The sequence below is a fragment of the Streptomyces sp. NPDC060031 genome, from assembly GCF_042736805.1.
In the GTDB taxonomy this organism is placed as follows: domain Bacteria; phylum Actinomycetota; class Actinomycetes; order Streptomycetales; family Streptomycetaceae; genus Streptomyces.
Window position 1 is genome coordinate 1 of sequence record NZ_JBHWVM010000017.1, and the last position, 21682, is coordinate 21682.

22 protein-coding genes are annotated in these 21682 nt (G+C 72.3%); 14 read left to right on the forward strand and 8 right to left on the reverse strand.

The features are described from left to right. Positions 1–185 precede the first annotated feature (185 nt). Positions 186–881: a TetR/AcrR family transcriptional regulator gene (locus ACFWB8_RS10280; protein WP_385224215.1), complete on the reverse strand. Its 696-nt coding sequence runs from the start codon at positions 879–881 to the stop codon at positions 186–188. Between the two features lie 127 nt (positions 882–1008). Between ACFWB8_RS10280 and ACFWB8_RS10285 the strand changes: the two genes are divergently transcribed. The 7 genes from ACFWB8_RS10285 to ACFWB8_RS10315 all read left to right on the forward strand — a co-directional run bounded on the left by ACFWB8_RS10285 (position 1009) and on the right by ACFWB8_RS10315 (position 8688). Then, positions 1009–2703, forward strand: coding sequence for an amidohydrolase (locus tag ACFWB8_RS10285; RefSeq protein WP_385224217.1), 1695 nt, complete (start codon positions 1009–1011; stop codon positions 2701–2703). An 83-nt stretch (positions 2704–2786) separates the two neighbouring features. Then, complete coding sequence (locus ACFWB8_RS10290; RefSeq protein ID WP_385224219.1) at positions 2787–4451, forward strand: ABC transporter substrate-binding protein; 1665 nt, start codon at positions 2787–2789, stop codon at positions 4449–4451. Continuing rightward, a complete protein-coding gene (locus ACFWB8_RS10295; protein WP_385224221.1) occupies positions 4448–5416 on the forward strand; it encodes an ABC transporter permease in 969 nt (322 codons plus the stop codon). Before ACFWB8_RS10290 ends, ACFWB8_RS10295 begins: the two co-directional genes overlap by 4 nt. Continuing rightward, complete coding sequence (locus ACFWB8_RS10300; protein ID WP_385224223.1) at positions 5413–6321, forward strand: ABC transporter permease; 909 nt, start codon at positions 5413–5415, stop codon at positions 6319–6321. Before ACFWB8_RS10295 ends, ACFWB8_RS10300 begins: the two co-directional genes overlap by 4 nt. Beyond that, the gene (locus ACFWB8_RS10305) at positions 6318–7286 is read left to right on the forward strand and encodes an ABC transporter ATP-binding protein (protein WP_385224225.1); all 969 of its coding nucleotides are present in this window, start codon (positions 6318–6320) and stop codon (positions 7284–7286) included. Before ACFWB8_RS10300 ends, ACFWB8_RS10305 begins: the two co-directional genes overlap by 4 nt. Beyond that, entirely contained in the window at positions 7283–8146 is an 864-nt protein-coding gene (locus ACFWB8_RS10310; RefSeq protein ID WP_385224227.1) for an ATP-binding cassette domain-containing protein, read from the forward strand. Before ACFWB8_RS10305 ends, ACFWB8_RS10310 begins: the two co-directional genes overlap by 4 nt. A gap of 68 nt (positions 8147–8214) precedes the next feature. After that, positions 8215–8688: a hypothetical protein gene (locus ACFWB8_RS10315; protein ID WP_385224229.1), complete on the forward strand. Its 474-nt coding sequence runs from the start codon at positions 8215–8217 to the stop codon at positions 8686–8688. Here ACFWB8_RS10315 and cynR read toward each other — a convergent pair. Next, on the reverse strand, positions 8651–9622 hold the full coding sequence (gene cynR, locus ACFWB8_RS10320) for a transcriptional regulator CynR (protein ID WP_385224231.1): 972 nt from the start codon (positions 9620–9622) through the stop codon (positions 8651–8653). The two genes, ACFWB8_RS10315 and cynR, sit on opposite strands and share 38 nt — an antisense overlap. Before the next feature lie 123 nt (positions 9623–9745). On the opposite strand from cynR, the gene ACFWB8_RS10325 reads away from it, so the two are divergent. From ACFWB8_RS10325 to ACFWB8_RS10335, 3 genes are all read left to right on the forward strand, one after another. Further along, positions 9746–10330: a carbonic anhydrase gene (locus ACFWB8_RS10325; protein WP_385224233.1), complete on the forward strand. Its 585-nt coding sequence runs from the start codon at positions 9746–9748 to the stop codon at positions 10328–10330. A 49-nt stretch (positions 10331–10379) separates the two neighbouring features. Next, positions 10380–10850, forward strand: a complete 471-nt coding sequence (cynS, locus tag ACFWB8_RS10330) for a cyanase (protein ID WP_385224235.1) — start codon at positions 10380–10382, stop codon at positions 10848–10850. A gap of 102 nt (positions 10851–10952) precedes the next feature. Next, a complete protein-coding gene (locus ACFWB8_RS10335) occupies positions 10953–11222 on the forward strand; it encodes a hypothetical protein (protein WP_385224237.1) in 270 nt (89 codons plus the stop codon). Positions 11223–11241: 19 nt separating this feature from the next. Here ACFWB8_RS10335 and ACFWB8_RS10340 read toward each other — a convergent pair whose 3' ends face one another. Next, positions 11242–12351: an FAD-dependent monooxygenase gene (locus ACFWB8_RS10340; RefSeq protein ID WP_385224239.1), complete on the reverse strand. Its 1110-nt coding sequence runs from the start codon at positions 12349–12351 to the stop codon at positions 11242–11244. A gap of 181 nt (positions 12352–12532) precedes the next feature. Here ACFWB8_RS10340 and ACFWB8_RS10345 point away from each other — a divergent pair, with 181 nt between their 5' ends. Then, complete coding sequence (locus ACFWB8_RS10345; RefSeq protein WP_385224241.1) at positions 12533–13483, forward strand: TetR/AcrR family transcriptional regulator C-terminal domain-containing protein; 951 nt, start codon at positions 12533–12535, stop codon at positions 13481–13483. Here the strand turns inward: ACFWB8_RS10345 and ACFWB8_RS10350 are convergent. Beyond that, on the reverse strand, positions 13470–13922 hold the full coding sequence (locus ACFWB8_RS10350) for a MarR family winged helix-turn-helix transcriptional regulator (protein ID WP_385224243.1): 453 nt from the start codon (positions 13920–13922) through the stop codon (positions 13470–13472). The two genes, ACFWB8_RS10345 and ACFWB8_RS10350, sit on opposite strands and share 14 nt — an antisense overlap. A 74-nt stretch (positions 13923–13996) precedes the next feature. Between ACFWB8_RS10350 and ACFWB8_RS10355 the strand changes: the two genes are divergently transcribed. Next, on the forward strand, positions 13997–14851 hold the full coding sequence (locus ACFWB8_RS10355; protein WP_385224245.1) for an SDR family oxidoreductase: 855 nt from the start codon (positions 13997–13999) through the stop codon (positions 14849–14851). A 12-nt stretch (positions 14852–14863) separates the two neighbouring features. On the opposite strand, the gene ACFWB8_RS10360 is transcribed toward ACFWB8_RS10355, so the two are convergent. Together ACFWB8_RS10360 and ACFWB8_RS10365 are read right to left on the reverse strand one after the other, a co-directional pair. Then, entirely contained in the window at positions 14864–15538 is a 675-nt protein-coding gene (locus tag ACFWB8_RS10360; protein WP_385224247.1) for a LuxR C-terminal-related transcriptional regulator, read from the reverse strand. Next, positions 15526–16515, reverse strand: coding sequence for a sensor histidine kinase (locus tag ACFWB8_RS10365; RefSeq protein WP_385224249.1), 990 nt, complete (start codon positions 16513–16515; stop codon positions 15526–15528). Before ACFWB8_RS10365 ends, ACFWB8_RS10360 begins: the two co-directional genes overlap by 13 nt. A gap of 290 nt (positions 16516–16805) precedes the next feature. Here ACFWB8_RS10365 and ACFWB8_RS10370 point away from each other — a divergent pair, with 290 nt between their 5' ends. Continuing rightward, positions 16806–18068, forward strand: coding sequence for an SGNH/GDSL hydrolase family protein (locus ACFWB8_RS10370; RefSeq protein ID WP_385224251.1), 1263 nt, complete (start codon positions 16806–16808; stop codon positions 18066–18068). A 65-nt stretch (positions 18069–18133) separates the two neighbouring features. Continuing rightward, on the forward strand, positions 18134–20230 hold the full coding sequence (locus tag ACFWB8_RS10375; RefSeq protein ID WP_385224376.1) for a prolyl oligopeptidase family protein: 2097 nt from the start codon (positions 18134–18136) through the stop codon (positions 20228–20230). A gap of 49 nt (positions 20231–20279) precedes the next feature. Here the strand turns inward: ACFWB8_RS10375 and ACFWB8_RS10380 are convergent, their stop codons facing one another. Next, complete coding sequence (locus ACFWB8_RS10380) at positions 20280–21053, reverse strand: SGNH/GDSL hydrolase family protein (protein WP_385224253.1); 774 nt, start codon at positions 21051–21053, stop codon at positions 20280–20282. Continuing rightward, positions 21040–21609, reverse strand: coding sequence for a PadR family transcriptional regulator (locus ACFWB8_RS10385; RefSeq protein WP_385224255.1), 570 nt, complete (start codon positions 21607–21609; stop codon positions 21040–21042). Before ACFWB8_RS10385 ends, ACFWB8_RS10380 begins: the two co-directional genes overlap by 14 nt. Positions 21610–21682: the final 73 nt, after the last annotated feature.

A 21682-nucleotide genomic window follows, 5' to 3' on the forward strand; every position in this document is an offset into this window, starting at 1 on the left:
GGGGGGGGGCGCGGGGCCCCCGGGGGGTCTGCGGGGGGGGTTTTCCGCGGGGGCCCCCCCCCTTGTTCCCCCCGGGCCCCCCCCCAACGGTGCACGGAAGAGCCGGGCGGGAAGGCTCCGCCCGGCACGGGGTAAGGGGGGTAGAGGGGGGCGACCTGGCGCGGTGAACCTTTCCGGTCGCAGCGCTACGCGTCGCGCAGCGCCTCGGCTCGCCTCTCGATCGCGGTGATCAGCGCCTCGACCCGCGCGTGGAAGATCTGCTCGTCCGTGACCTCGGCGAGCTCCGCGCTCAGCCGGGTGATGTGGGGGAATCCCTGGGCGTCGACCAGGCGGTACTCGCGGCTCCACGAGGACTCGTCGGCTTCGCGGATGTCCGGGTCGAAGAGCAGGTAGGCGGCGCGCTGGCCGACGAAGGCGAGGAGGGAGTCGCCGACCATCCGGTAGTGGACGGCCGCCTCGGCTCCTTCGAGCCCGGCCTCCATGACCGCGCCGAGGATGAGCTCGACCACCCGGAACTCGTTGGGCCGCCGGGTGGTCCGGCTGGCCATGGTCGAGCCGACCACGGGGTACTTGAGCGCGACCTCCAGGGAGCCGTCGGCGAGCGCCCGCAGCCGGTCCTTCCAGTCGAGGCCCTCGGGGATGCTGTCGAGCACCTCGCCGAGCGTGCGGTCGGCGACGGACAGCAGGAGCTCGTCCTTGTCGCGGAAGTGGCGGTAGATCGCGGTCGGATCGGCGCCGAGTTCCTCGCCGAGGCGCCGGACGGTGAAGGCGTCCTCGCTGCCGCGGGCCGCGATGCGCAGGCTCGCTTCGATGATCGCGTCGGGTGTGAGCTGGCTGCCCGAACGCTTGGACCGGGCGGGGGTGTCGGATGGCTTCGGCATGGTGCGGTCAGTGTAACGATGTGGAACAGAGCCAGCGCAACACCGTTGACAACAATGTTGCGCTCCCGTTCACTCCTCCTCAACAACAAGCCGAGCGGGTTCGCCCGCCGAGCCGGAGGATGCGTCGATGTCCAACCACAGGCAGCCGATCGGGCAGCGGGCCGACACCGTCTTCGTGGGAGGGAAGGTCTTCACCGCGACCGGCCCCGCCCCGGTGGAAGCCGCCGTCGCCGTCGCGGGCGGCAGGATCCTCGCCGTCGCCGACGAGGCCCAGGTGCGCGCCCTCGCGGGCCCCGACACCGAGGTGGTCGACCTCGCGGGAGGACTGCTCGTCCCCGGGTTCCAGGACGCCCACGTCCACCCGGCGGTGGCGGGCGTCCAGATGCTCAGCTGCGACCTGAGCGAGGAACGCACCATCGACGGCTACCTGAAGGTGGTCGCCGAGTACGCCGAAGCCCACCCCGAAGCGGCCTGGATCCGCGGCGGCGGCTGGTCGATGGACATCTTCCCCGGCGGCACGCCCACCCGGGCCATGCTCGACGGGGTGGTCCCGGACCGGCCCGTCATGCTCACCAACCGCGACGGCCACGGAGCCTGGGTCAACACCCGGGCGTTCCACCTCGCCGGCGTCGACCGGGACACCCCCGACCCGGCGGACGGCCGGATCGAGCGGGAGCCGGACGGCACCCCGGCCGGCACCCTCCAGGAGGGCGCCATGGACCTGGTCGCCCGGCACGTCCCCATCGCCACGCCGGACGAGGCGCACGCCGGCCTGCTCGCCGCGCAGGAACACCTGTTCTCCCTCGGTGTGACCAGCTGGCAGGACGCCATGATCGGCGCCTTCCCCGGCAACCCGGACAACTTCGGGGTCTACCTGCGGGCCGCCCGCGAGGGCTCCCTGCGCGCCCGCGTCGTCGGCGCCCTGTGGTGGGACCGCGAGCGCGGCCTGGAGCAGATACCCGAACTGGAGGAGCGCCGCCGCACGGGCCAGGTGGGCCGCTTCAAGGCGACCAGCGTCAAGATCATGCAGGACGGCATCGCCGAGAACTTCACCGCCGGAATGCTGGAGCCCTACCTCGACGGATGCGGCTGCGCCACCGCGAACTCCGGGCTCAGCTTCATCGATCCCGAGGTGCTCGACCAGGCGGTGGGCATCCTGGACCGCTCGGGCTTCCAGATCCACTTCCACGCGCTGGGAGACCGCGCGGTCCGGGAGGTGCTCGACGCGCTGACCGGGGCCCTCGCGGCCAACGGCGCCAACGACAACCGTCACCACCTCGCCCACCTGCAGATCGTCCACCCCGACGACATCAAGCGCTTCGCGGCCCTGGGCGCGGCCGCGAACATCCAGGCGCTGTGGGCCGCACACGAACCGCAGATGGACGAGCTGACGATCCCCTTCCTCGGGCCCGAACGGGCAGCCCTCCAATACCCGTTCGGAGACCTCCAGCGCGCCGGAGCCCGCCTCGTCGCCGGCAGCGACTGGTCGGTGAGCAGCCCCAACCCGCTCTGGGGCATCCACGTCGCCGTCAACCGCGCCGTGCCGGACGAGGCGCCCAACGCCCCCGGGACCCGCGAACCCTGCCCGCCGTTCTTCCCGGAACAGGCCCTGACCCTCTCCCAGGCCCTGACCGCCTACACCGCGGGCAGCGCCTGGGCGAACCACCTCGACGACGTCACCGGCACCGTCGAAGAGGGCAAGTACGCCGACCTCGTCGTCCTGGACCGCAACCCCTTCGAGCGCCCCAGCGAGGAGATCGCCGAGACCCGGGTGCTGCGGACCTACCTCGACGGCGAACTCGTCTTCCACGCAACGCACTGAGTCACCGGACGCACCGAGCCACCGGCCGGCCGCCCCGGCCCTGCGCCCCGTACCCCTCGCAGCCCACCCTCAGGAGTCAGACGATGCCATCAGCCCGATCGAGAGCGGCCCGGCCCCGACGGATCCGCCACGCCCTGGCAGCCGGCCTCGCGGCGGCCGCCGTGCTCATCACCAGCGCGTGCGGCGGCCCCGCCCGGCCGGACTCGGACGCGGCCACCGCGTACCGGATCACCGACAAGACCCCCGCCGCTGCGGGCAACCTGGATTCCTTCACCTGGTCGCTCTTCGCGGAGCCCACCACCATCGACTACGCCTACTCGTTCGACTACCCGCCCAACCAGATCCTCGCCAACGTCTGCGAGAGCCTGCTGCGCTGGAACCCGGACCTGACGACCTCGCCCAACCTCGCGGCCTCGTACGCCAACCCCACACCCACCACCTGGGTCTACCAGATCCGCCCCGGCGTGCGCTTCCACGACGGTACGGCGCTCACCGCGGACGACGTCGTCGCCTCACTGCGCCGCAACCTCGACCCCGCCACGGCCAGCGTCTGGGCCTACCCCTTCCGGAACGTGCAGTCGGTCGACCGCACCGGTCCGATGGAGGTCACCGTCACGCTGGCCAAGCCGGACTCCACCTTCAACAAGTACCTGGCCGCCAGCCCCGGCACCGTGGAGTCGGCCGCCACCCTGGCCAAGTCCGGCAAGGACTACGGCAATCCGCAGACCGGCGTGAACTGTACCGGCCCGTTCTCCTTCGACTCCTGGACCTCCGGCCAGTCGCTCACCCTCAAGCGGTTCGACGACTACTGGAACCCCGACCTCAAGGCGAAGGCCGGCCGCGCGAAGTTCGTCTTCCTGGCCGACCCGACGACCCGGGTCAACGCCTTCCAGAGCGGCGAGGTCGACGGCGGCTGGATGGTCCCGCCGAACGCGTACGACCAACTGCGCACCGGCCAGGCCGGAACCCTCTACTTCGGCCGCAACACCAGCGTCGCCGACGAGGTGGTCAGCAACCTCAAGGGCCCGCTGGGCGACGCCCGGGTGCGGCGCGCCCTGCTCATGGCCATCGACCGCAAGGGCATCGTCAAGGCCGGAGCCGGCGGGGTGGGCGAGGTCGCCGGCTCACTGGTCACCGACAACCTCTGGAGCGAGGCGCCCGCCGCGACCCGCGAGGGACTCCTCAAGGACCTGCCGAACTACCCGTACGACCCGGCCAAGGCCAAGGCGCTCGCCGCCGAGGCCGGCGTGAACGGCCAGAAGATCGTCATCGCGACCAGCCCGCTGGACTCGCAGACGACGATCATCACCCAGGCCGTCGCCCAGGCCGCCACGGCCATCGGACTGAAGCCGGAGATCGACTCCGTCTCCGCGGAGAAGTACACGACCCTCTTCACCGACCCGGCCGCACGCGAGGGCATCGACCTCTTCCTCACCTTCTGGTACACCTCCATCACCGACCCGCTGGACATGTACGGCTCCCTGCAGACCGGCGCGTTCAGCAACTACGGCAACTGGTCCCACCCCGCCTTCGATGCCGCCGTCGACCGTGCCATCGGCACCTACGACCCGGCCGAGCACGCCGCCGCCAACGCCGAGGCCCAGAAGATCGCCCTGCGGGAACTGCCCTGGCTGCCCCTGTACACCCAGCCCGTCAGCGTCTTCCTGGGCAAGCGGATCACCGGCGTCCAGCCGTCCATCGCCTACCTCTACTACCCGTGGGCGGCCGAGATCGGGGCCAAGGGATGACGGCCGCGGCGGCCCGGACCGTCCGGGCGCTGCGCAGACTCGCAGGGATGGCGGCGACCCTGCTCGTCACCTCGTTCCTGGTGTTCTCCTCGCTCTTCCTCGCCCCCGGTGACCCGGCCGCGTTCCTGGTGAAGGGGCGGAGCCCGAGCCCGGAGGAACTCGCCGCGATCCGCACCCAGTACGGATTCGACGAGCCGTTCCTCGTCCGGTACTGGAACTGGTTCGAAGGGGTGCTGCAGGGCGACTTCGGCCGCTCCTACCTCTTCCACCAGGACGTCGGCGCGGTCATCTGGTCGCGCCTGCCCTCCTCCCTGCTGCTGATCGGCGTATCCGCCGTGATGATCGCGGTGGTGGGCGTCGGCTCCGGCATCGTCGGCGCGCTGCGCCGGGGCACGCGCACCGACCGCTCCCTGATGCTCCTGGTCACCATCGGCGCGGCCGCCCCCGCCTTCGTCGCCGCACTGCTGCTCCGGTCGGTCCTGGGGGTCCAGCTCGGCTGGTTCCCCACGATCGGGAACGGCACCGGCGTACTGGACCGGCTGCACCACGTGGTGCTCCCGGCCGCGGCCCTGTCCGTCACCTTCGTGGCGCTGGTGACCCGCGTGACCCGCTCGTCGATGCTCGACGAACTGCGCCGCGAACACGTCGAGGTCGCCCTCAGCCGGGGGACACCCCGGCGCACGGTGATACGGCGCCACGTCCTGCGCAACGCGCTGGGACCGATCGTGACGGTCTCCGCGCTGCTGGTCTCGGGAATGCTGGTCAGCACCGCGATCGTGGAGACGGCGTTCGGCATGTCCGGGGTGGGATCGCTCCTGGTGCAGTCGGTGGACCAGCTGGACTTCCAGGTCGTACAGGCCATCGTGCTGATGGTCGTGGCCGCGTTCGTCGTGGTCAACGCCCTCGTCGACCTGCTGCACCCGCTGATCGACCCGCGCACGGCGGCAGGGGGGAGTGCCCGATGAGCGCACGCACGCAAACCAAGACGGTCACGCCGTCCAAGGCATCCGGCGCGGCCCCGGCCCCCCTCCGGGGCGCCCTCGCCCGGCTCCGCACCCTCGGCGGCGGCCCGCTCCACCGGATCTGCCTCTTCCTCCTCGTCCTGTTCGTCCTCGTCGCGCTGCTGGCCCCTTGGCTCGCGCCCCAGGACCCGACCTTCGGCCACCTCGGCGACACCCTCCTCGACCCGAGCGCCGACTACTGGCTCGGCACCGACCAGGGCGGTCACGACACGTTCTCGGCGCTGATCGTCGGCACGCGCACCAGCCTCACCGGTCCCCTCGCGGTGGTGTGCTTCTCCACCGTCGTCGGCATCGCCGTCGGACTGTTCACGGCCTGGCGGGGCGGCTGGATCGACACCCTCGTCGGCCGGGTGCTGGACGTGGTCTTCGCCTTCCCCGCGCTGCTGATGGCGATCCTGGCGGTCGCCCTCTTCGGCAAGGGGATGACGGCCCCGGTCATCGCCATGGCCATCGCCTACATGCCGTACACCGCACGCCTGGTACGCGCCCTGGCCGTGCAGGAGAAGGCCCGCCCCTACGTCGCCGCCTACCGGGTCCAGGGCCACTCCGCCCTCTTCGTCACCGTGCGCAGGGTGCTGCCCAACATCGCCCCGACCCTGCTCGCCCAGTCGACGGTGAACTTCGGGTACGCCCTGCTCGACCTCGCGGCCCTCTCCTTCCTGGGGCTGGGCGTACAGCCGCCGACACCGGACTGGGGCGCCATGATCAACCAGGGACAGACGGCCGTGCTGCAGGGCCGGCCGCTCTCCGCCATCGCGCCGGCCGTCGCCGTGGTGTTGGTCGTCGTCGCCTTCAACGTCGTCGGGGAAAGCCTCGGCGACCGACTCGCGGGGAGGGATTCGCGATGACACTGCTCGAATACGACGAACTCGCCGTCACACTGCCCTCGATGGCCCGCCCGATCCTGGACGGCGTCAGTCTGAACGTCCGCGCCGGGGAGGTCGTCGCCCTGGTCGGCGAATCCGGCTCCGGGAAATCGGTCACCGCCCGCGCCGCCCTCGGCCTGTTCCCCACGGGCGCGGAGCTCGGCGGCCGGGTCCGCGTCGACGGGATCGACCTCGTCGGCGCCGACGCCGCGAGCCTGCGCACGGTACGCACCTCCACCGCGTCGATGATCTACCAGGACCCGCGCGCGGCCATCAACCCGGTACGCCGCGTCGGGGACTTCCTCACCGAACCGCTGCGCCTGGTCCACGGCTGGTCCCGGGACCGGGCGAACGCCAGGGCGGCCGAACTGCTCACCGCGGTCGGCCTGCCGGACCCGCCCCGGCACCTGAACCAGTACCCGCACGAGCTCTCCGGCGGCATGCTCCAGCGCGTCGTGATCGCGGCGGCCCTCACCACCGAACCCCGGCTGCTGCTCTGCGACGAACCGACCACCGCACTCGACGTCAGCACCCAGGCCGAGATCCTGGCCATCCTGGGCCGCCTTCAGCGCGACCGCGGCCTCGGACTGCTCCTGATCACCCACGACATCGAGCTCGCGGCCGCGTCCAGCGACCGGATCTACGTCATGTACGCGGGCCGGATCGTCGAGACGGCGCCCGTCACCGAGCTCTTCACCTCCCCCCGGCACCCCTACACCGCGGGCCTGCTCGGCTCCTCCCCGCCACTGGCGGGGCCGCTGGCCCGCCTCACCCCCATCCCCGGCGCTCCCATGGGCCTGCTGGAATCCGCGCCCGGATGCGCCTTCGCGCCCCGCTGCAGCTTCGCCGAACCCGGCCGCTGCGACCTGTCCGCGCCGCGGCTGGAGCAGCACGGACCGGCCCAGGTCGCCTGCCACCGCGCCGCCGAACTCCGGGAGGACCGTTGACCGCCACCGATTCCGCACCGCCCCTCCTCCAGGTCACGGGGCTGCGCAAGACCTACCGCACCGGCGGCGCGGAGGTCGTCGCCGTCGACGGCCTGTCCTTCTCGCTGCGCTCGGGCGGGGCGCTCGGCATCGTCGGGGAGTCCGGTTCCGGGAAGACCACCACGGCACGGATGCTGATCGGCCTCGAACACCCCGACGCGGGCGAGATCCTCGTCCAGGGGGAGCCGCTGGCCAGGTCCGTACGGGGGCGGGCGGCCCGGCTGGCCCGGGCCAAGGCGGTCCAGATCGTCTTCCAGGACCCGTACCTCTCGCTGGACGCCCGGATCGGCATCGGCGCGACCATCGACGGCGTCCTGCGGCTGCACGGCTCCCACGACCGCGCGGCCCGTGCGCGGCGGGTCGGAGAGCTGCTGGCCCAGGTCGGGCTCGGCGAGCGCGAGGCCGCCGCCCTGCCCCGCCACCTCTCCGGCGGGCAGCGTCAACGCGCCGCCATCGCCCGGGCGTTGGCGGTGGACCCGGCCGTCCTCGTCCTCGACGAGGCGGTGTCCGCGCTCGACGTGTCGGTGCAGGCGCAGGTGCTCAACCTGCTGTCGGACATCCGGCGCGACACCGGCATCGGGCTGGTCTTCGTCAGCCATGACCTGGCCGTCGTCCGCTACGTCTGTGACGAGGCCCTGGTCATGTACCGGGGCCGGACCATGGAACACCGCCCCGTCCGCGAATTGCTCGACTCCCCGCAGCACCCGTACACCCAGCTGCTACTGGCGTCCGTTCCGCACGTGGGATGGGACCCCGACTCGATCAGCCGACGGCGGCGGGAGCTGGATCCGCTGACGGGGGGAGGTCCGCCTGGGGTATGACGTGGCGCGCGTAAAGTCCTACTTTGCTCTTAAGAGTGCCGTGTGTCCGTCAACGTACGGTGACATACATGGACAGAACAGCGGGACGTGGCGGACGAGGCGGCAACGGGTGTGCGTGGATGGCGGTGGGGGCGGCCCTGGTCGTCGTGGCCGGTGTCGCCGTCCTCGGCAGTGACATGACCTGGTTCAAGAGGTCGGTCAGCGGGGCCGGCTGGCACCTGACGTACGAGGCCAAGGCCGCGGACGGGCAGACGTCGCAGGCCCGGGAGATCTTCTACGGCCGGAACCTCGACAGGTACAAGTCGGGTGTCTCCACCGAACAGGTCGGAGCCGTCCCGCTGCCCTGGACCCAGGAGGCGGTGATCAACGTCGGCGAGAAGGCCCGGATCGAGGTGCGCCCCCAGACGGGTGGTGTGGCCTCGTGCCGGATCCTCCTCGACGGCATCCGCGAGGTCGCCTCGGGCACCTCGCCCGCCCCGGGTGAGCCGGCGGTGTGCGAGGTCGTCACCAGCTCGACCCCGGAGAAGTGGGACCGGAAGTAGTCCCAGCCCCAGCCTGTGAGTGGGCGGGAGGGTAGCCGCGGTCCCGTACGAGCTCCTCGGTGAGCCGGCTGAAAGCGCGGGCGGCAGCGGGCTGGTAGGCGCTCTCGCGGCGCAGGAGGGCCACGGTGCGCGCGGGCAGGGCCGGGTCCAGGGGGATCGGGGCCAGGTGGGGGTGGTCGTCGGTGACGGCGTCGGGCAGGACGGTGACCAGCGGGGTGCGCCGGACGATCTCGGTGAGGGCCTGGATGGAGTTGGCTTCGACGGCGATGCGCGGCCGCACCCGGTGGGCGGCGAGGTAGGCGTCGATGTGCCCGCGGGTCGCGAAGTCACCGCTGAGCAGGGCCAGATGCCGCTCCGCCAGGTCCCGTACGGGCAGTGACTCCAGGCCCGGGCCCCCGCCCCCGGGCAGGTGCGCGGTGGCGGCGACGAGGCTGAGCGTCTCGGTGAACAGCGCGACCGCACCGATCCCGGGCAGGTGGGCGCCGTGGAAGGCGATGCCGAGGTCGAGTTCGTCGGCCAGCAGACCCGCTTCGATGCGGTCCTGCGTCAGCTCCTTCACGTCCAGGCTGATGCCCGGGTGGCGGGAGTGGAGCTCCGCGGTGAGCGGCCCGACGAGGTAGGCGGTGAAGGTCGGGGTGACCGCCAGCCGCAGGTGTCCCCGGGAGAGGTCGGCGACGTCGAGTACGGCGCGCTCCGCCGCCGCCAGGTCCCGCAGCGCCCGCCGGGCGTAGTGCGCGTAGGTTTCGCCGGCGTCCGTCAGACGTACGGTCCGCCCGGTGCGGTCCAGTAGCTGCGTCCCCACCATCCGCTCCAACTGCTTGACCTGCTGCGACAGGGTGGGCTGGGAGATCCGCAGCTCCTCGGCGGCGCGCGTGAAGCCGGCGTGCTCGGCGACGGCGAGCAGATAGCGCAGATGACGTAGTTCCGGAGCCATGCACAGCATTATAGATGCCATCGATGGCAGGCATGGATATCACGTCTTGGACGCTATGGATGCAGGTCATGCATGGTGGAACTCGTCAGCCCCACGGGGCGACAGCCACCGAAGGGAGTGACCGTGCACGACCTCACCGAGGGCGTCACCCGATTCCGGCGCGACGTCTACCCGGCCAAGGCGGAGCTCTTCGCCCACCTGGCCGCGACCCACCGCCCGAAGACGCTGTTCATCAGCTGCTCCGACGCCCGCGTCGTGCCGGAACTGATCACCCAGAGCGAACCGGGCGAGCTGTTCGTCATCCGCACCGCCGGCAACCTCGTCCCGGCCCACACCCCCGGCCCGGACGGCATCGCGGCCAGCATCGAGTACGCCGTGGCCGTCCTCGGCGTCGCCGACGTCGTGGTGTGCGGGCACTCCGCCTGCGGGGCGATGACCGCCCTCGCCGAGCAGCACGATCTGAGCGCCGCGCCCGCGATCGCCGACTGGCTGCGCCACGCGGCCCCCGGCGCCGGATCGCAGGAGGTGGAGGCCCTGGTGCGCGAGAACGTCCTCGCCCAACGGGCGAACCTGGCCACCCACCCGGCGGTGGCCCGCGCCCTGGCGGCCGAGGCGCTCACCCTGCACGCCTGGGTCTACGACATCCCCACCGGCACCGTCGAACAACTCGACGACGCCACCGCCCGCCGGCCCGTCCTCGCGGTCTGACTCCGCTCCCTCCCCGCGAACGCGCCCCCCTTCGAAAGGACGCACTCTCATGGTGCACGCCCAGTTCGACCCCGCCGCCCGTCAGGGCCTGGCCATCGCCGCCGTCGACGCCAAGATCCGCAGGGACCTGTCCTGGCAGCAGATGGCCGACGCCGCGGGCCTGTCGGTCGCCTTCGTCACCGCCGCCGTACTCGGCCAGCACCCCCTGCCGGAGGCCGCCGCGAAGGCCGTCGCCGAGCTCCTGGGCCTGGACGACGACGCGGTGCTGCTGCTCCAGACCATCCCGACCCGCGGCTCGATCGACGGCGGCATCCCCACCGACCCGACCATCTACCGCTTCCACGAGATGCTCCAGGTCTACGGCACCACCCTCAAGGCCCTGGTCCACGAGCAGTTCGGCGACGGCATCATCAGCGCGATCAACTTCAAGCTCGACGTGAAGAAGGTCGCCGACCCCGAGGGCGGCGAGCGCGCGGTCATCACCCTGGACGGCAAGTACCTCCCGGCCAAGCCGTTCTGACCGCTCGTACGGCGACAACCCCCAGCCCCCAGCCCCCGCCCCTGCCCCCGCCTCCCGCCCCCGTCGGGCGCGAATCGCCGGGATGATGAACACTTGTCCTTCATGAGCGAACAGCACAGCAGTCAGGTCAAGGCCGGGCCGGGTGGGGCGATGACCGACGAGGTCGGCGTCATCACCGGCGACCTCACCGTCACCACCACCGCGGGACCGCAGGGCCTGGCCCGGATCGACGTCCAGTACACCGGCGCGGACGAGTGGTACACCCTGACCGGGAGCCCCGTACCCGTGCCGGCCGGGGGCCTGGCCGATCTGCACGCGCGGGTCCTGGACGCGGTCCGGGCCGGCGGCGGGGCCGAGGCGCCCGGCGCGTGACGGGGAGGGGTGTCAGGCGTCAGGCGTCGAGCCTGATGGCGTTCTTGGCCCGGGCAACGGATTCCTCGGAGGCCGGGCCGCCCGGGTTCTCGGTGGCGAGGGCCTGGTTGATGGTCACGAACGGCCGCATGCGCTCCTCGTAGCGGGTGAAGGCGGCGCGGTGGCCGGTACCCGCCCGGCCCAGCTCGTCGGCGAGTACGTGGGCGCCGACGAGGGCCAGGCTGGTGCCCTGCCCCGACAGCGGGGAAGCGCAGTAGCCGGCGTCCCCGAGCAGGGCGACCCGCCCCCGCGACCAGCGGTCGACGTGGATCTGGGCCATCGCGTCGCAGTAGAAGTCGGGCGCCTCGGCGGCGGCCTTGGCCAGCCGCGCCGCCTCCCAGCGCAGCGCCCCGAGCTTCTCGGTGACCAGTCCCCGCAGCCAGCCGGTGTCGCGGTGGTCGCCGTCGAGGGGGCCGGACTCGAAGCCGAAGGCGATCCGCAGCTCGGTGTTGTCCCGCACGGGCATGATGCCGAAGCCCGCGTCGCCGTCCCGCAGCCACGTCTGCCAGTTGTCCAGCCCGAGGAAGTTCTCCGCGCTGAACACCGATACGTAGCTCCCCAGATGCCGGGAGAACCGCTCCTGCGGACCGAACACCAGCTGCCGTACCGTCGAGTGCAGCCCGTCGGCTCCCACCACCAGATCGAAGGTGCGCGAAGAGCCGTGCGCGAAGTCGGCGCGCACGCCGTCCTCGTTCTCGGTCAGGGCGGTGAGGCTGTCGCCGAAGAGGTGCTCGACGTCCTGGCGCGTGCGTTCGTGGAGCAGGCGGACCAGGTCCTCCCGCAACAGCTCGATGTCGGCGCTGTCGAGGCGCCCGCTGCTGAAGGTGGCCTCGGTGGACCGGTGGATCTCGTTGCCGTCGGCGTCGAGTACCGACATGCCGCGCATCCGGGTGCGTACCTCCCGCGCCTGTTCCAGGAGGCCCATGCGGTCGACGACCTCGAGCGCGACGCCGCGGACGTCGACGGCCTGACCGCCCCGGCGCGGGGCGGGGGAGCGTTCCACCACCGTGGGCTCGAGACCACGGCGCCGAAGCAGGTGGGCGAGTGCGGATCCGGCGATTCCGCCGCCGGAGATCAAGACAGTGGTCATGTCGAAGCTCCTTCGATACGGTGTACGCAACTGAATGTACGGCGTACTCGAACTGCTGCCAACTGGCCTTTTCTGGTAGCTGTACTAGGGCAGAAGCCCTGGTTGAAGGCATCGCGGCCGGTAGCCTCTGCACTAGTACAGGGCCGGCAGGCCGGAAAAAAACTGGGAGAGGTGATTCGGCGTGGCCGAGACAGCCGACGGCGCACCGACCGCACCGCGCGCGCCCTACGCGCGCATCGCCGCCGACATCCGGCGCCGCATCCGGGACGGCGAGCTCGCGCCGGGGGACCGGGTCCCCTCGACCCGGCAGCTGGCCAAGGACCACGGGGTCGCGCTGGCCACCGCCACCAAGGCGCTGACCGCGCTGCGCATGGAAGGGCTCGTGGAAACCCGCCCGCGCGCGGCCACGGTCGTCGCCGGCCGCACGGAGCCGCGGCCCCCGCAGCGGCGGGCCGTCCCGCCCGCGGACCAGGAGCTGACGCGGGCGGGGATCGTCCGTACCGCCATCGCGATCGCCGATGCCGAAGGGCTCGCCGCGCTCTCCATGCGGGGGGTCGCCGCCCGGATGGGCGTGGCCGCGATGTCCCCGTACCGCCATGTCGGAAGCAAGGAGGAGCTCGTCCTGCTGATGGCGGACGCCGCCTTCGGCGAGTTGGCGTACCCCGATCCGGGCCCCGAGGGCTGGCGGACCCGCCTGGAGCTCGGCGGGCGTACGATGTGGCGGCTCTACCGCAGGCATCCGTGGCTCGCCCACCTCAGCCCGCTCGGCCGCCCCCTGATGCTGCCGAACCTCATGGTGCACGCCGAGTGGATGCTCGGCGCCCTGGACGGGCACGGTCTCGATGCGGTGACCATGTTCGACCTGCACGTGCTGCTCTACGGCTACGTCCAGGGCATCGCGGTCAACCTCGAACAGGAGGCCCAGAGCGAGGCGGCCACCGGCCTCACCGAGGACCAGTGGATGGACCTCCACGCCTCGTCACTGGACGCGCTCGTCACGTCGGGCCGGTTTCCCGTCTTCGCGCGGACCGTGACCGCTCTCCAGGAAGGCTACGACCTGGACCTCGACGCCCTGTTCGAGTTCGGCCTGCGGCCGCTGCTCGACGGGATCGCCCGCATCATCGGCTCTTGAGCTTGGCCCACACGGTCTCCAGCGCCTGGATGTCTGCGTCGTCCAGCCGGTCGTCGAAGACCTCCCGCAGGGCCTCGCGGCGGGTGGCGTCGGCCTCGGCGAACGCCTCGCGGCCGGCGGCGGTGAGCGCGACGCACACGGACCGGGCGTCGGTGGGGGAGGGGGCCCGCTCCACCAGGCCGCGGGCCTGGAGCTGGTCGACCACGCGGGAGACCTGGCTGCGGCTGAGCAGCGTCCTGGCCCCCAGCGCGGAGGCGGCGACCGGCTCGCGCTGGCCGTTCAGCCAGAGCATCACCTCGAACCAGGACAGCGGGAGATCGTGGGCCCGCGACAGGGCCTGGTCGATCCGGGCCGAGAGCGTGGTGCCCGCCCAGATCAGACCGTAAAAGGCATGATCGCGAGGGGTGAGGTCACCCATGGTGAGGTCGGTGCGCGGCATGAGGTGAGGGTACCTGTTTGCGTGTGCGCGCACCTATCTATATTGTGTGTACACACACAGGAATGGAGTACCCCATGACCACCGCGAACACCCCCCAGACGGTCCTGATCACCGGCACCTCCTCCGGCATCGGACTCGCCGCGGCCGTGGCCGCCGCCGAGGCCGGCTGGCAGGTCGTCGCCACCATGCGCGACACCGGCAAGGCCGACCCGCTGCGCCGCGCAGCCGCCGAGGCCGGCGTCGCCGACCGCATCCAGGTCAAGCGCCTGGACGTGGTCGACCAGGGATCCATCACCGACTGCTTCGACGAGGTGCTCGACGAGTACGGCCGCCTGGACGCCGTGGTCAACAACGCGGGCGCCGGCCGCGTGGGCACGATCGAGCAGGGCAGCGTCGAGGACGTCCGCGCGACGATGGAGGTGAACTTCTTCGGAGTCGTGGCCGTCACCCGGGCCGCCATGCCGCACCTGCGCGCCTCGCGGGGCCGCGTGATCACGGTCACCAGCGTCGGAGGAGTGGTCGGTCAGCCCTTCAACGAGGCCTACTGCGCCGCCAAGTTCGCCGTCGAGGGCTTCATGGAGTCGCTGGCCCCGGTCGCCGCGACCGTCGGCGTCGACGTCACGGTCATCGAACCGGGCGCCGTGGCCAGCGAGTTCGTCGCGAGCGTGGGCGTGGACGTCCCCGCGCTGCTGGCGGCGGCGGGCCCGTACGCCCCGGCGCTCCAGGCGTACATCGAGCGCACCATGAAGACCTTCGGCCAGGCGCAGACCCCGGCCGAGGCGGCCCGGCCGGTCATCGACGCGCTGACCGCCGAGGAACCCGCGTTCCGGGTGCAGACCTCCGACTGGGCCCGCGACTTCGTCTCCGCCAAGCTCTCCGACCTGGACGGCTCCGCGGTCCAGGCCGTGACGGAAAGCTGGATGCGCTGACGCCGGGCGCGGCTACGCGGCGGGGCCGCCGCTCTCGCCGGGGTCGAGACGGCCGCGGTCCAGGTCCCGCTCGCGGGCCCAGTCCCGGTAGTCGGTGGGCCGCTGGAACGGACGGCCGATGTCGGAGTACTTGCGCCGGATATTGGTCAGGTGCGTGCGTACGGTGCTCACCGCGCAACCGTAGATCGCGGCGATGTCCTTGTGCAGCAGCCCGTCCCCGACCAGTTGCAGGATCTCCTCCTCGCGCGGGTACAGCCGTGGCCGCCCCGGCCAGTCGTCCTGGGCGAGCCAGAACGCGTGGTCGGCCGTGATGGGCACCTGGCCGGCCGCGATCTCCCGCACCACCTCGACCAGGGTGGCCAGCCCGTGCGTCGGCTTCGTCAGGTACGCCTCCGCGCCGGCCTCGGTGACCTCCCAGACCCACTCCTTCATGGGCAGGACGGTCACGACCACCACCTTGTGGCCCGCTGCCGTCAGCGCCCTGACATTGCTCCGCGGCAGAGACCCGTCACCGAGGTGCAGGTCGAGCGTGACGATCCCGGCGGCGGGCGCGGCGGCCAGGAATTCGGGCACCGAGGACGCCGCGGTGGTGATCCGGATCTCGCTCTCGGCCTTGAGCCATGCCGCGGCGCCGTCCCGGAACATCCTGTCGTCGTCGATCGCGCCGATCTCGATCACCGAGGCCATTTCAACTCCACGGTGGTGCCGTTGCCGGGGGTGCTCCTGATGGCGGCCCGGCCCGCGACGTCCGCCAGCCGGGTGGCGATCGACCTGTCGAGGCCGCGGCGCAGCACCGTCTCGGGGTCGAACCCGACGCCCCGGTCGACCACGGTGATGCGTACGCCGCCCCCGGCCGCCTTGGAGGCGGTCACGCGGACCCAGTTGGCCCGGGCGTGGGCGACCACGTTGTTCAGCGCCTCGCAGGTGGCGGAGGTGAGTGCGTCCACGACCTCGGCCGGGATGTCCGTCGGCAGCGCCGCGATGGTGCTCTCCACCCGGTCGAGCACCACGTGGGCCGTGTGCCCGCGGATCATCAGGGCCAGGGATTCACCGAGCTGGAGCAGCGGGCCGCCGGATTCCACGTACGTCATCGTGCGCAGGAACTGGAGGTCCTTCCTGGACAGGCGCTCGACCTGGTCGGTGCTCATCGTGCGGGCGCCCTGGGCGATGGCCAGCAGGGTCTGCAGGGCGTGGTCGTGCATGAGGCCCTTCTGTCGCTCGCCCTCCTTGGCCCGCGCCGCCGCGTGCTCGGCGACGACGGCGCGCCCGGTGGCGGAGTCCGCGGAACGGGCGGCGCCCAGCAGCAGTTTGCCCGTGAGGCCTGCCACGCAGGCGAAGAGCGTCATCATCGTGGTGTTGGTGAGCAGTTCCAGCTTGCTGTCGGTGCCGACCGCAGGCCAGGCCCCCGCCACCCAGGCCACGATGACGACGGCGACCGCCGCGACCCGGTACCGGCCGGCGTAGATCGCCGCGGTCACCGTGACTCCGCACAGGGGCGGGATCACCCAGTTGCTGATCGAAGCCGCCTCGACCGGCGGGTAGGAGCGGCTGACCACGAGTGCGTACGCGGCCGCGAGGACCACGTCCGCGGCCACCCAGCGGCCGGGGAGCTCGTCGTGCCGGATCGCCCTGGTGAACAGGGCCGCCGAGAAGAGCAGGGCCACAGGGGGAAGCGGGGCAATGGTGAACTCGGCGGTTTTCAGGGGACTTCTGGTCTGCGTCGTGGTGTTGGTCGCAGTCGTCACGGCGCTGGCCGCCGGCATCGTCAGCCTGTGGGGCGGGACCAGGCAGGCCCACCGCGTCGAGGCGGTCCGGCGCGGCTAGTCGTACTCGAGTCGGTGCCTGTACCGGCGCTCCAGCGGTGTGGACTTCGGTGGCCTTCATGACCACATACCGATCGACCACCCGACGGCCCGGCACGTCACATTTCCCGGACGTGCCGGGTCAGAGGGGCATGACTGCCAAGACGATCGCCCTCGCCCTCCCGCTCGCCGCCGTCCTCGTCGCCGGGGCCGCGACCACGCCCGCCGTCGCCCGCCCGACGCCCTGGCGCAGCGCCTGGGGCACTTCGCAGCAGGCCCCCGCGCACACCGACTGGTACCCCAACTGGTCCGAGGCGGGCTTCGCCAACCACTCCGTACGCCAGGTGATCCGCGTCGGCGCCCAGGGCTCCGAGCTGCGCGTACGGCTCTCCAACGCGTACGGCACCACCCCGCTGCGGCTGACCGGCGCGAGCGTCGCCCGGAGCGCCGGCGGCGCCGCGGTGCAGCCGCAGAGCGTACGCCCGCTCCGCTTCAACGGGACCGGCGCGGTGACGATCCCCGCCGGCCGGGAGCTGTCGAGCGACGCGCTGGACCTGCCCGTCGCCGCCTTCGAGCAGCTCACCGTCACCCTGTACTTCGAGGGCCCCACCGGCCCGGCCACCTTCCACAACGCCGCCATGGCGACCACCTACCGGGCCGGCGGGAACCACCTCGGGGACGCCTCCGCGGAGGCGTTCGCGGAGCAGAGCTACTCCTGGTACTACCTGGCCGGCATCGACGTGAAGAGCGCCGGCGGCCCGGTCGGCCGCCCGGGCGCGGTCGTCGCCTTCGGCGACTCCCTCACCGACGGCTTCGGCTCCACGCCCGGCGCCGACCGCCGCTACACCGACGCCCTCGCCGACCGCCTCGCCGCGGCCGGGCGTCCGCGCCCCGTGGTCAACGCCGGCATCGGCGGCAACAAGCTGCTGGGCGACTCCGAGTGCTACGGAGAGAGCGGCCTCGAACGCTTCCGCCGGGACGCGCTCGCCCTCCCGGACGTGCGTACCGTCATCGTCCTGGAGGGCACCAACGACATCGTCCAGCCCGACCTGCCCGCCGACCACTGCAACACACCCAGCCCCGAGGTCACCGCGCAGGAACTCATCGCCGGCCACCGACGGCTGATCCGCGAGGCCCACGCCCGCGGCGTCCGGGTCCTCGGCACCACCATCCCGCCGTACTGGGACCGCGACGCCGCCTACTGGACCGAGCGCGGAGAGAGCGTACGCACCGCCGTCAACACGTGGATCCGTACCAGCGGGGCCTATGACGGCGTCGTCGACCTGGACCGGACGGTGGCAGACCCGGCCGACCCGCGGAAGATCCGACAGGAGTACGCCGCGCCCGACCACCTCCACCTCAATGACGACGGGTACAAGGCACTGGCCGCCACCATCGACCTCAACTCACTCTAGATACACCGCCCGCCCCCGGAACCGCCGAACACAAGACCGCCGAATCCGGGGGCCGCCGGCGGGAACTGGTCCGCGCCGAGAGCCACAGGCAGCACAATCGGGGTGTGACCGATGATCCTTTTCTGTGGCTCGAAGACATTGACGGTGCGGACGCGCTCGCCTGGGTGGCGGAGCGCAATGCCGAGACCCGGGCGGCGCTGACGGCGGAACCGGGCTTCCTCGCCCTGCAGAGCGCGCTGCGGGAGGTGCTCGACGACACCGGCCGCATCTCCTACACCACCCGCCGGGGCGAGTTCCTCTACAGCTTCTGGCGGGACGCCGGGCATCCGAAGGGGATCTGGCGTCGCACGACGCTCGACCAGTACCGCACGGACGACCCCGAGTGGGAGCTCCTCCTCGACGTGGACGCCCTCGCGGCCGACGAAGGGGAGAGCTGGGTGTGGGCCGGGGCGAGCGTGCGGTACCCCGACTACCGGCGGGCCCTGGTGCGGCTGTCGCGGGACGGCTCCGACGCCGTGTGCGTCCGCGAGTTCGACCTCGCCGCTCAGGCCTTCGTCGCGGACGGGTTCCGGGTCCCCGAGGCGAAGACGGGCATCAGCTGGATCGATGACGACCACGTCTTCCTCGCGACCGACTTCGGGCCCGGGACGCTGACCGGCTCCGGCTACCCGCGCACCGTACGCCGCTGGCGCCGCGGCACCGCGCCGGAGCGGGCGGAGCTCGTCTTCGAGGCGGCGGCCGGGGACGTGTCCGCCTTCGGCTGGCACGATGCGACCCCCGGTTTCGAGCGCAGCTTCGTCGGTCGCCGTCCCACCTTCTTCACCAGCGAACTCTTCCTCCTCCCGGACGCCGGAGCCGGAGCCGGAGCCGACGGACGGGCGGAGCCGGTGAAGGTGGACGTGCCCGCCGACGCCGACGCGGACGTCTGGCGGCAGTGGCTGCTGGTGACCCTGCGGACGCCGTGGCTCGGGCAGCCGGCCGGATCGCTCCTCGCCTTCGACTTCGACGGCTTCCTGGCGGGGGAGCGGGAGCCGCAGGTGCTGTTCGCACCGGACGAGCACACCGCACTGGCCGGGTTCTCCCCGACCCGGCGCCATCTGATCCTCAACACCTTCGCGGACGTGTCCACCCGCATGGAGGTCCTGACCCCCGGTCCGCAGGGCTGGACGCGCGCCCCGCTGGCCGACGTCCCGCGGCTTGCCTGCGCGACGGTCACCGACACCGACCCCGACGTGAGCGACGAGTACTTCCTGGACGTCGACTCCTACCTGCGGCCCTCGACCCTCTACCGCGGCGAGATCGGCGCGGGCACGGAGACCCTGAAGTCCGCGCCCGCCCACTTCGACACCACCGGCCTGTTGGTACGGCAGCACTTCGCCACCTCGCCGGACGGCACCCGGGTGCCCTACTTCGTGGTCGGCCCCGACCCGGACGCGACCCCGCACACCGAGGCCGTCCCCGGCCCGACGCTGCTCTACGGGTACGGGGGCTTCGAGCTCTCCATGGTGCCCGCGTACAGCGGGGTCACCGGCCGGGCCTGGCTCGCCCGCGGCGGCACGTACGTCGTCGCCAACATCCGCGGCGGCGGTGAGTACGGGCCGCGCTGGCACCAGGCCGCCCTCGGAGCGGACCGGGTCCTCGCCTTCGAGGACTTCGCGGCGGTCGCGGCCGACCTGACCGCCCGCGGGATCACCACCCCCGGCCGGCTGGGCATCGCCGGCGGCAGCAACGGCGGGCTGCTCATGGGGGCCATGCTCACCCGCTACCCGGAACTCTTCGGCGCGATCGTCGCGCAGGTGCCGCTCCTGGACATGCTGCGCTTCCACCGGCTCCTGGCGGGAGCCTCCTGGACGGCCGAGTACGGAGATCCCGACAACGAGGCCGACCGCCCGCACCTCGCCGCGTACTCGCCGTACCACAATCTGGCCGCCGGTCAGATGTACCCGCCGGTGCTGCTGATGACCTCGACCCGCGACGACCGGGTCCACCCCGGGCACGCCCGCAAGACGGCCGCCCGCCTGCGCGAACTCGGCCACGCGGTCCTGTTCCACGAACACACCGGCGGCGGCCACGCCGGCGCCACCGACAACGAGCAGAGCGCCTTCAACCGGGCGCTGACCCACACCTTCCTGTGGCGGCACCTCGGCGAGCAGACCGCCTGACCGCCTGACCGCCGGACGGGGCGGGTACGCCGTGCCCGGGCGGGCCCCGTCATCTCACCGGCAGCAGCTCCGGGCGCTTCGCGGCGCGGCCGTCACCGGAGGACCGGCCGCGCAGCCGGCGCCCGAGCCAGGGGCCGAGGAACCCGGCCACCCAGCGCAGTTCGGCCGCCGCGGCCTGCGCAGCCGTGGGGAGCGCCCGCGGCGGCAGCGGGAGGGTCCAGGAACCGTCGCTCCCGGGCAGCCGGACGGCCTCGGCGAAGGCCGCGGCGATCCGCGCGTGGCCCAGGGGGCTGGCGTGGAGCCGGTCGGAGGTCCACAGCCGCGGGTCGGTGGCGACGGCCTCGCGGGCCGCGTCGGCGACCGCGACGCCCTGCCGGGCGGCCGCGGCGCGGAGGTGCGCGTTGAATTCGAACACGCGGGACCGCAGCGGCCGCGCGAGCGGAGCGATCTTCCCCACGTCGGGGAAGGTCACGGTCGCCACGCGCGCCCCGGTGGCCGTGAGCGCGGCGAACATCTCCTCCAGGTGCCCGGCCACCTCCGCGGCGTCGAAGCGCGGCCGCAGCAGGTCGTTGACCCCGGCGACGACGGTGGCCAGGTCCGGGCGCAGGGCGAGCGCGGGCTCCAACTGCTCGGCCCGGACCTGGCCGGCGAGCCGGCCCCGCACGGCGAGATTGGCGTACCGGACCTCCGGGTCGGCCGCCGCGAGGTGCTCGGCGAGCCGGTCGGCGAAGCCCCGCAGGCCCACCTCGTCGTCCCCGTCGCCGAGCCCCTCGGTCTGGCTGTCGCCGAGGGCCACGTAGCGCAGGTATTCACCGTTCGGCACAGGTCGTCTGCCTCTCCCCTAGAACGTCCGCCATCCGCAGGCACCAGTCCCGGTGCTCCCGCTCGAAGGCCAGGCCGCGCAGGCCCGTCAGGTACGGGCCGATCCGCTCGCCGTGGCGCAGGAACTCCTCCTCGTCCGCGTCGCCGCGCATCTGCCGCAGCAGCTTGCCGAGGAGCTCGATCTTGCCCTCGGCCGCGGACGCCCGCTCCAGGAGCTGCTCGATCACCGGCTCGGTGCCGATGAGGTCGGCGGACTGCACCTTGACGAGGAGGTCGTCGCGGATGAAGGAGGGCTTCGGCGTGGCCGCGGCGAACCGCTCCAGCTCGGCGCGGCCGGCGTCGGTGACGTGGAACAGGCGTTTGTTGGGCCGCGTCTCCTGGACCACCTGCCGACCCGCGACCAGGCCTTCCTTCTCCAGTTTGGCCAGCTCGGCGTACAGCTGCTGGGGCAGGGCGTGCCAGAAGTTCGCGACGCCGACGTCGAACGTCTTGGCCAGCTGGTATCCGCTGTACTCGCCGTCCAGCAGCGCCGCCAGCACGGCATGTCGCAGGGCCATCGAAGCCACCCCTTCCCTTTCCTCGTCCGTCCCTGCATGATACTCAAAAAAATGACTAGTCACATTCTTGAGT

What these genes read in the sequence shown, in the direction of transcription:
- ACFWB8_RS10295 (WP_385224221.1), top strand. Translation starts at nt 4,448, where the DNA reads ATGACGGCCGCGGCGGCCCGGACCGTCCGGGCGCTGCGCAGACTCGCA.
- ACFWB8_RS10355 (WP_385224245.1), top strand. Translation starts at nt 13,997, where the DNA reads ATGACCACCGCGAACACCCCCCAGACGGTCCTGATCACCGGCACCTCC.
- ACFWB8_RS10360 (WP_385224247.1), bottom strand. Translation starts at nt 15,538, where the DNA reads ATGGCCTCGGTGATCGAGATCGGCGCGATCGACGACGACAGGATGTTC.
- ACFWB8_RS10370 (WP_385224251.1), top strand. Translation starts at nt 16,806, where the DNA reads ATGACTGCCAAGACGATCGCCCTCGCCCTCCCGCTCGCCGCCGTCCTC.
- ACFWB8_RS10300 (WP_385224223.1), top strand. Translation starts at nt 5,413, where the DNA reads ATGAGCGCACGCACGCAAACCAAGACGGTCACGCCGTCCAAGGCATCC.
- ACFWB8_RS10315 (WP_385224229.1), top strand. Translation starts at nt 8,215, where the DNA reads ATGGACAGAACAGCGGGACGTGGCGGACGAGGCGGCAACGGGTGTGCG.
- cynS (WP_385224235.1), top strand. Translation starts at nt 10,380, where the DNA reads ATGGTGCACGCCCAGTTCGACCCCGCCGCCCGTCAGGGCCTGGCCATC.
- ACFWB8_RS10340 (WP_385224239.1), bottom strand. Translation starts at nt 12,351, where the DNA reads ATGACCACTGTCTTGATCTCCGGCGGCGGAATCGCCGGATCCGCACTC.
- ACFWB8_RS10385 (WP_385224255.1), bottom strand. Translation starts at nt 21,609, where the DNA reads ATGGCCCTGCGACATGCCGTGCTGGCGGCGCTGCTGGACGGCGAGTAC.
- ACFWB8_RS10335 (WP_385224237.1), top strand. Translation starts at nt 10,953, where the DNA reads ATGAGCGAACAGCACAGCAGTCAGGTCAAGGCCGGGCCGGGTGGGGCG.
- ACFWB8_RS10350 (WP_385224243.1), bottom strand. Translation starts at nt 13,922, where the DNA reads ATGCCGCGCACCGACCTCACCATGGGTGACCTCACCCCTCGCGATCAT.
- ACFWB8_RS10285 (WP_385224217.1), top strand. Translation starts at nt 1,009, where the DNA reads ATGTCCAACCACAGGCAGCCGATCGGGCAGCGGGCCGACACCGTCTTC.
- ACFWB8_RS10280 (WP_385224215.1), bottom strand. Translation starts at nt 881, where the DNA reads ATGCCGAAGCCATCCGACACCCCCGCCCGGTCCAAGCGTTCGGGCAGC.
- cynR (WP_385224231.1), bottom strand. Translation starts at nt 9,622, where the DNA reads ATGGCTCCGGAACTACGTCATCTGCGCTATCTGCTCGCCGTCGCCGAG.
- ACFWB8_RS10305 (WP_385224225.1), top strand. Translation starts at nt 6,318, where the DNA reads ATGACACTGCTCGAATACGACGAACTCGCCGTCACACTGCCCTCGATG.
- ACFWB8_RS10290 (WP_385224219.1), top strand. Translation starts at nt 2,787, where the DNA reads ATGCCATCAGCCCGATCGAGAGCGGCCCGGCCCCGACGGATCCGCCAC.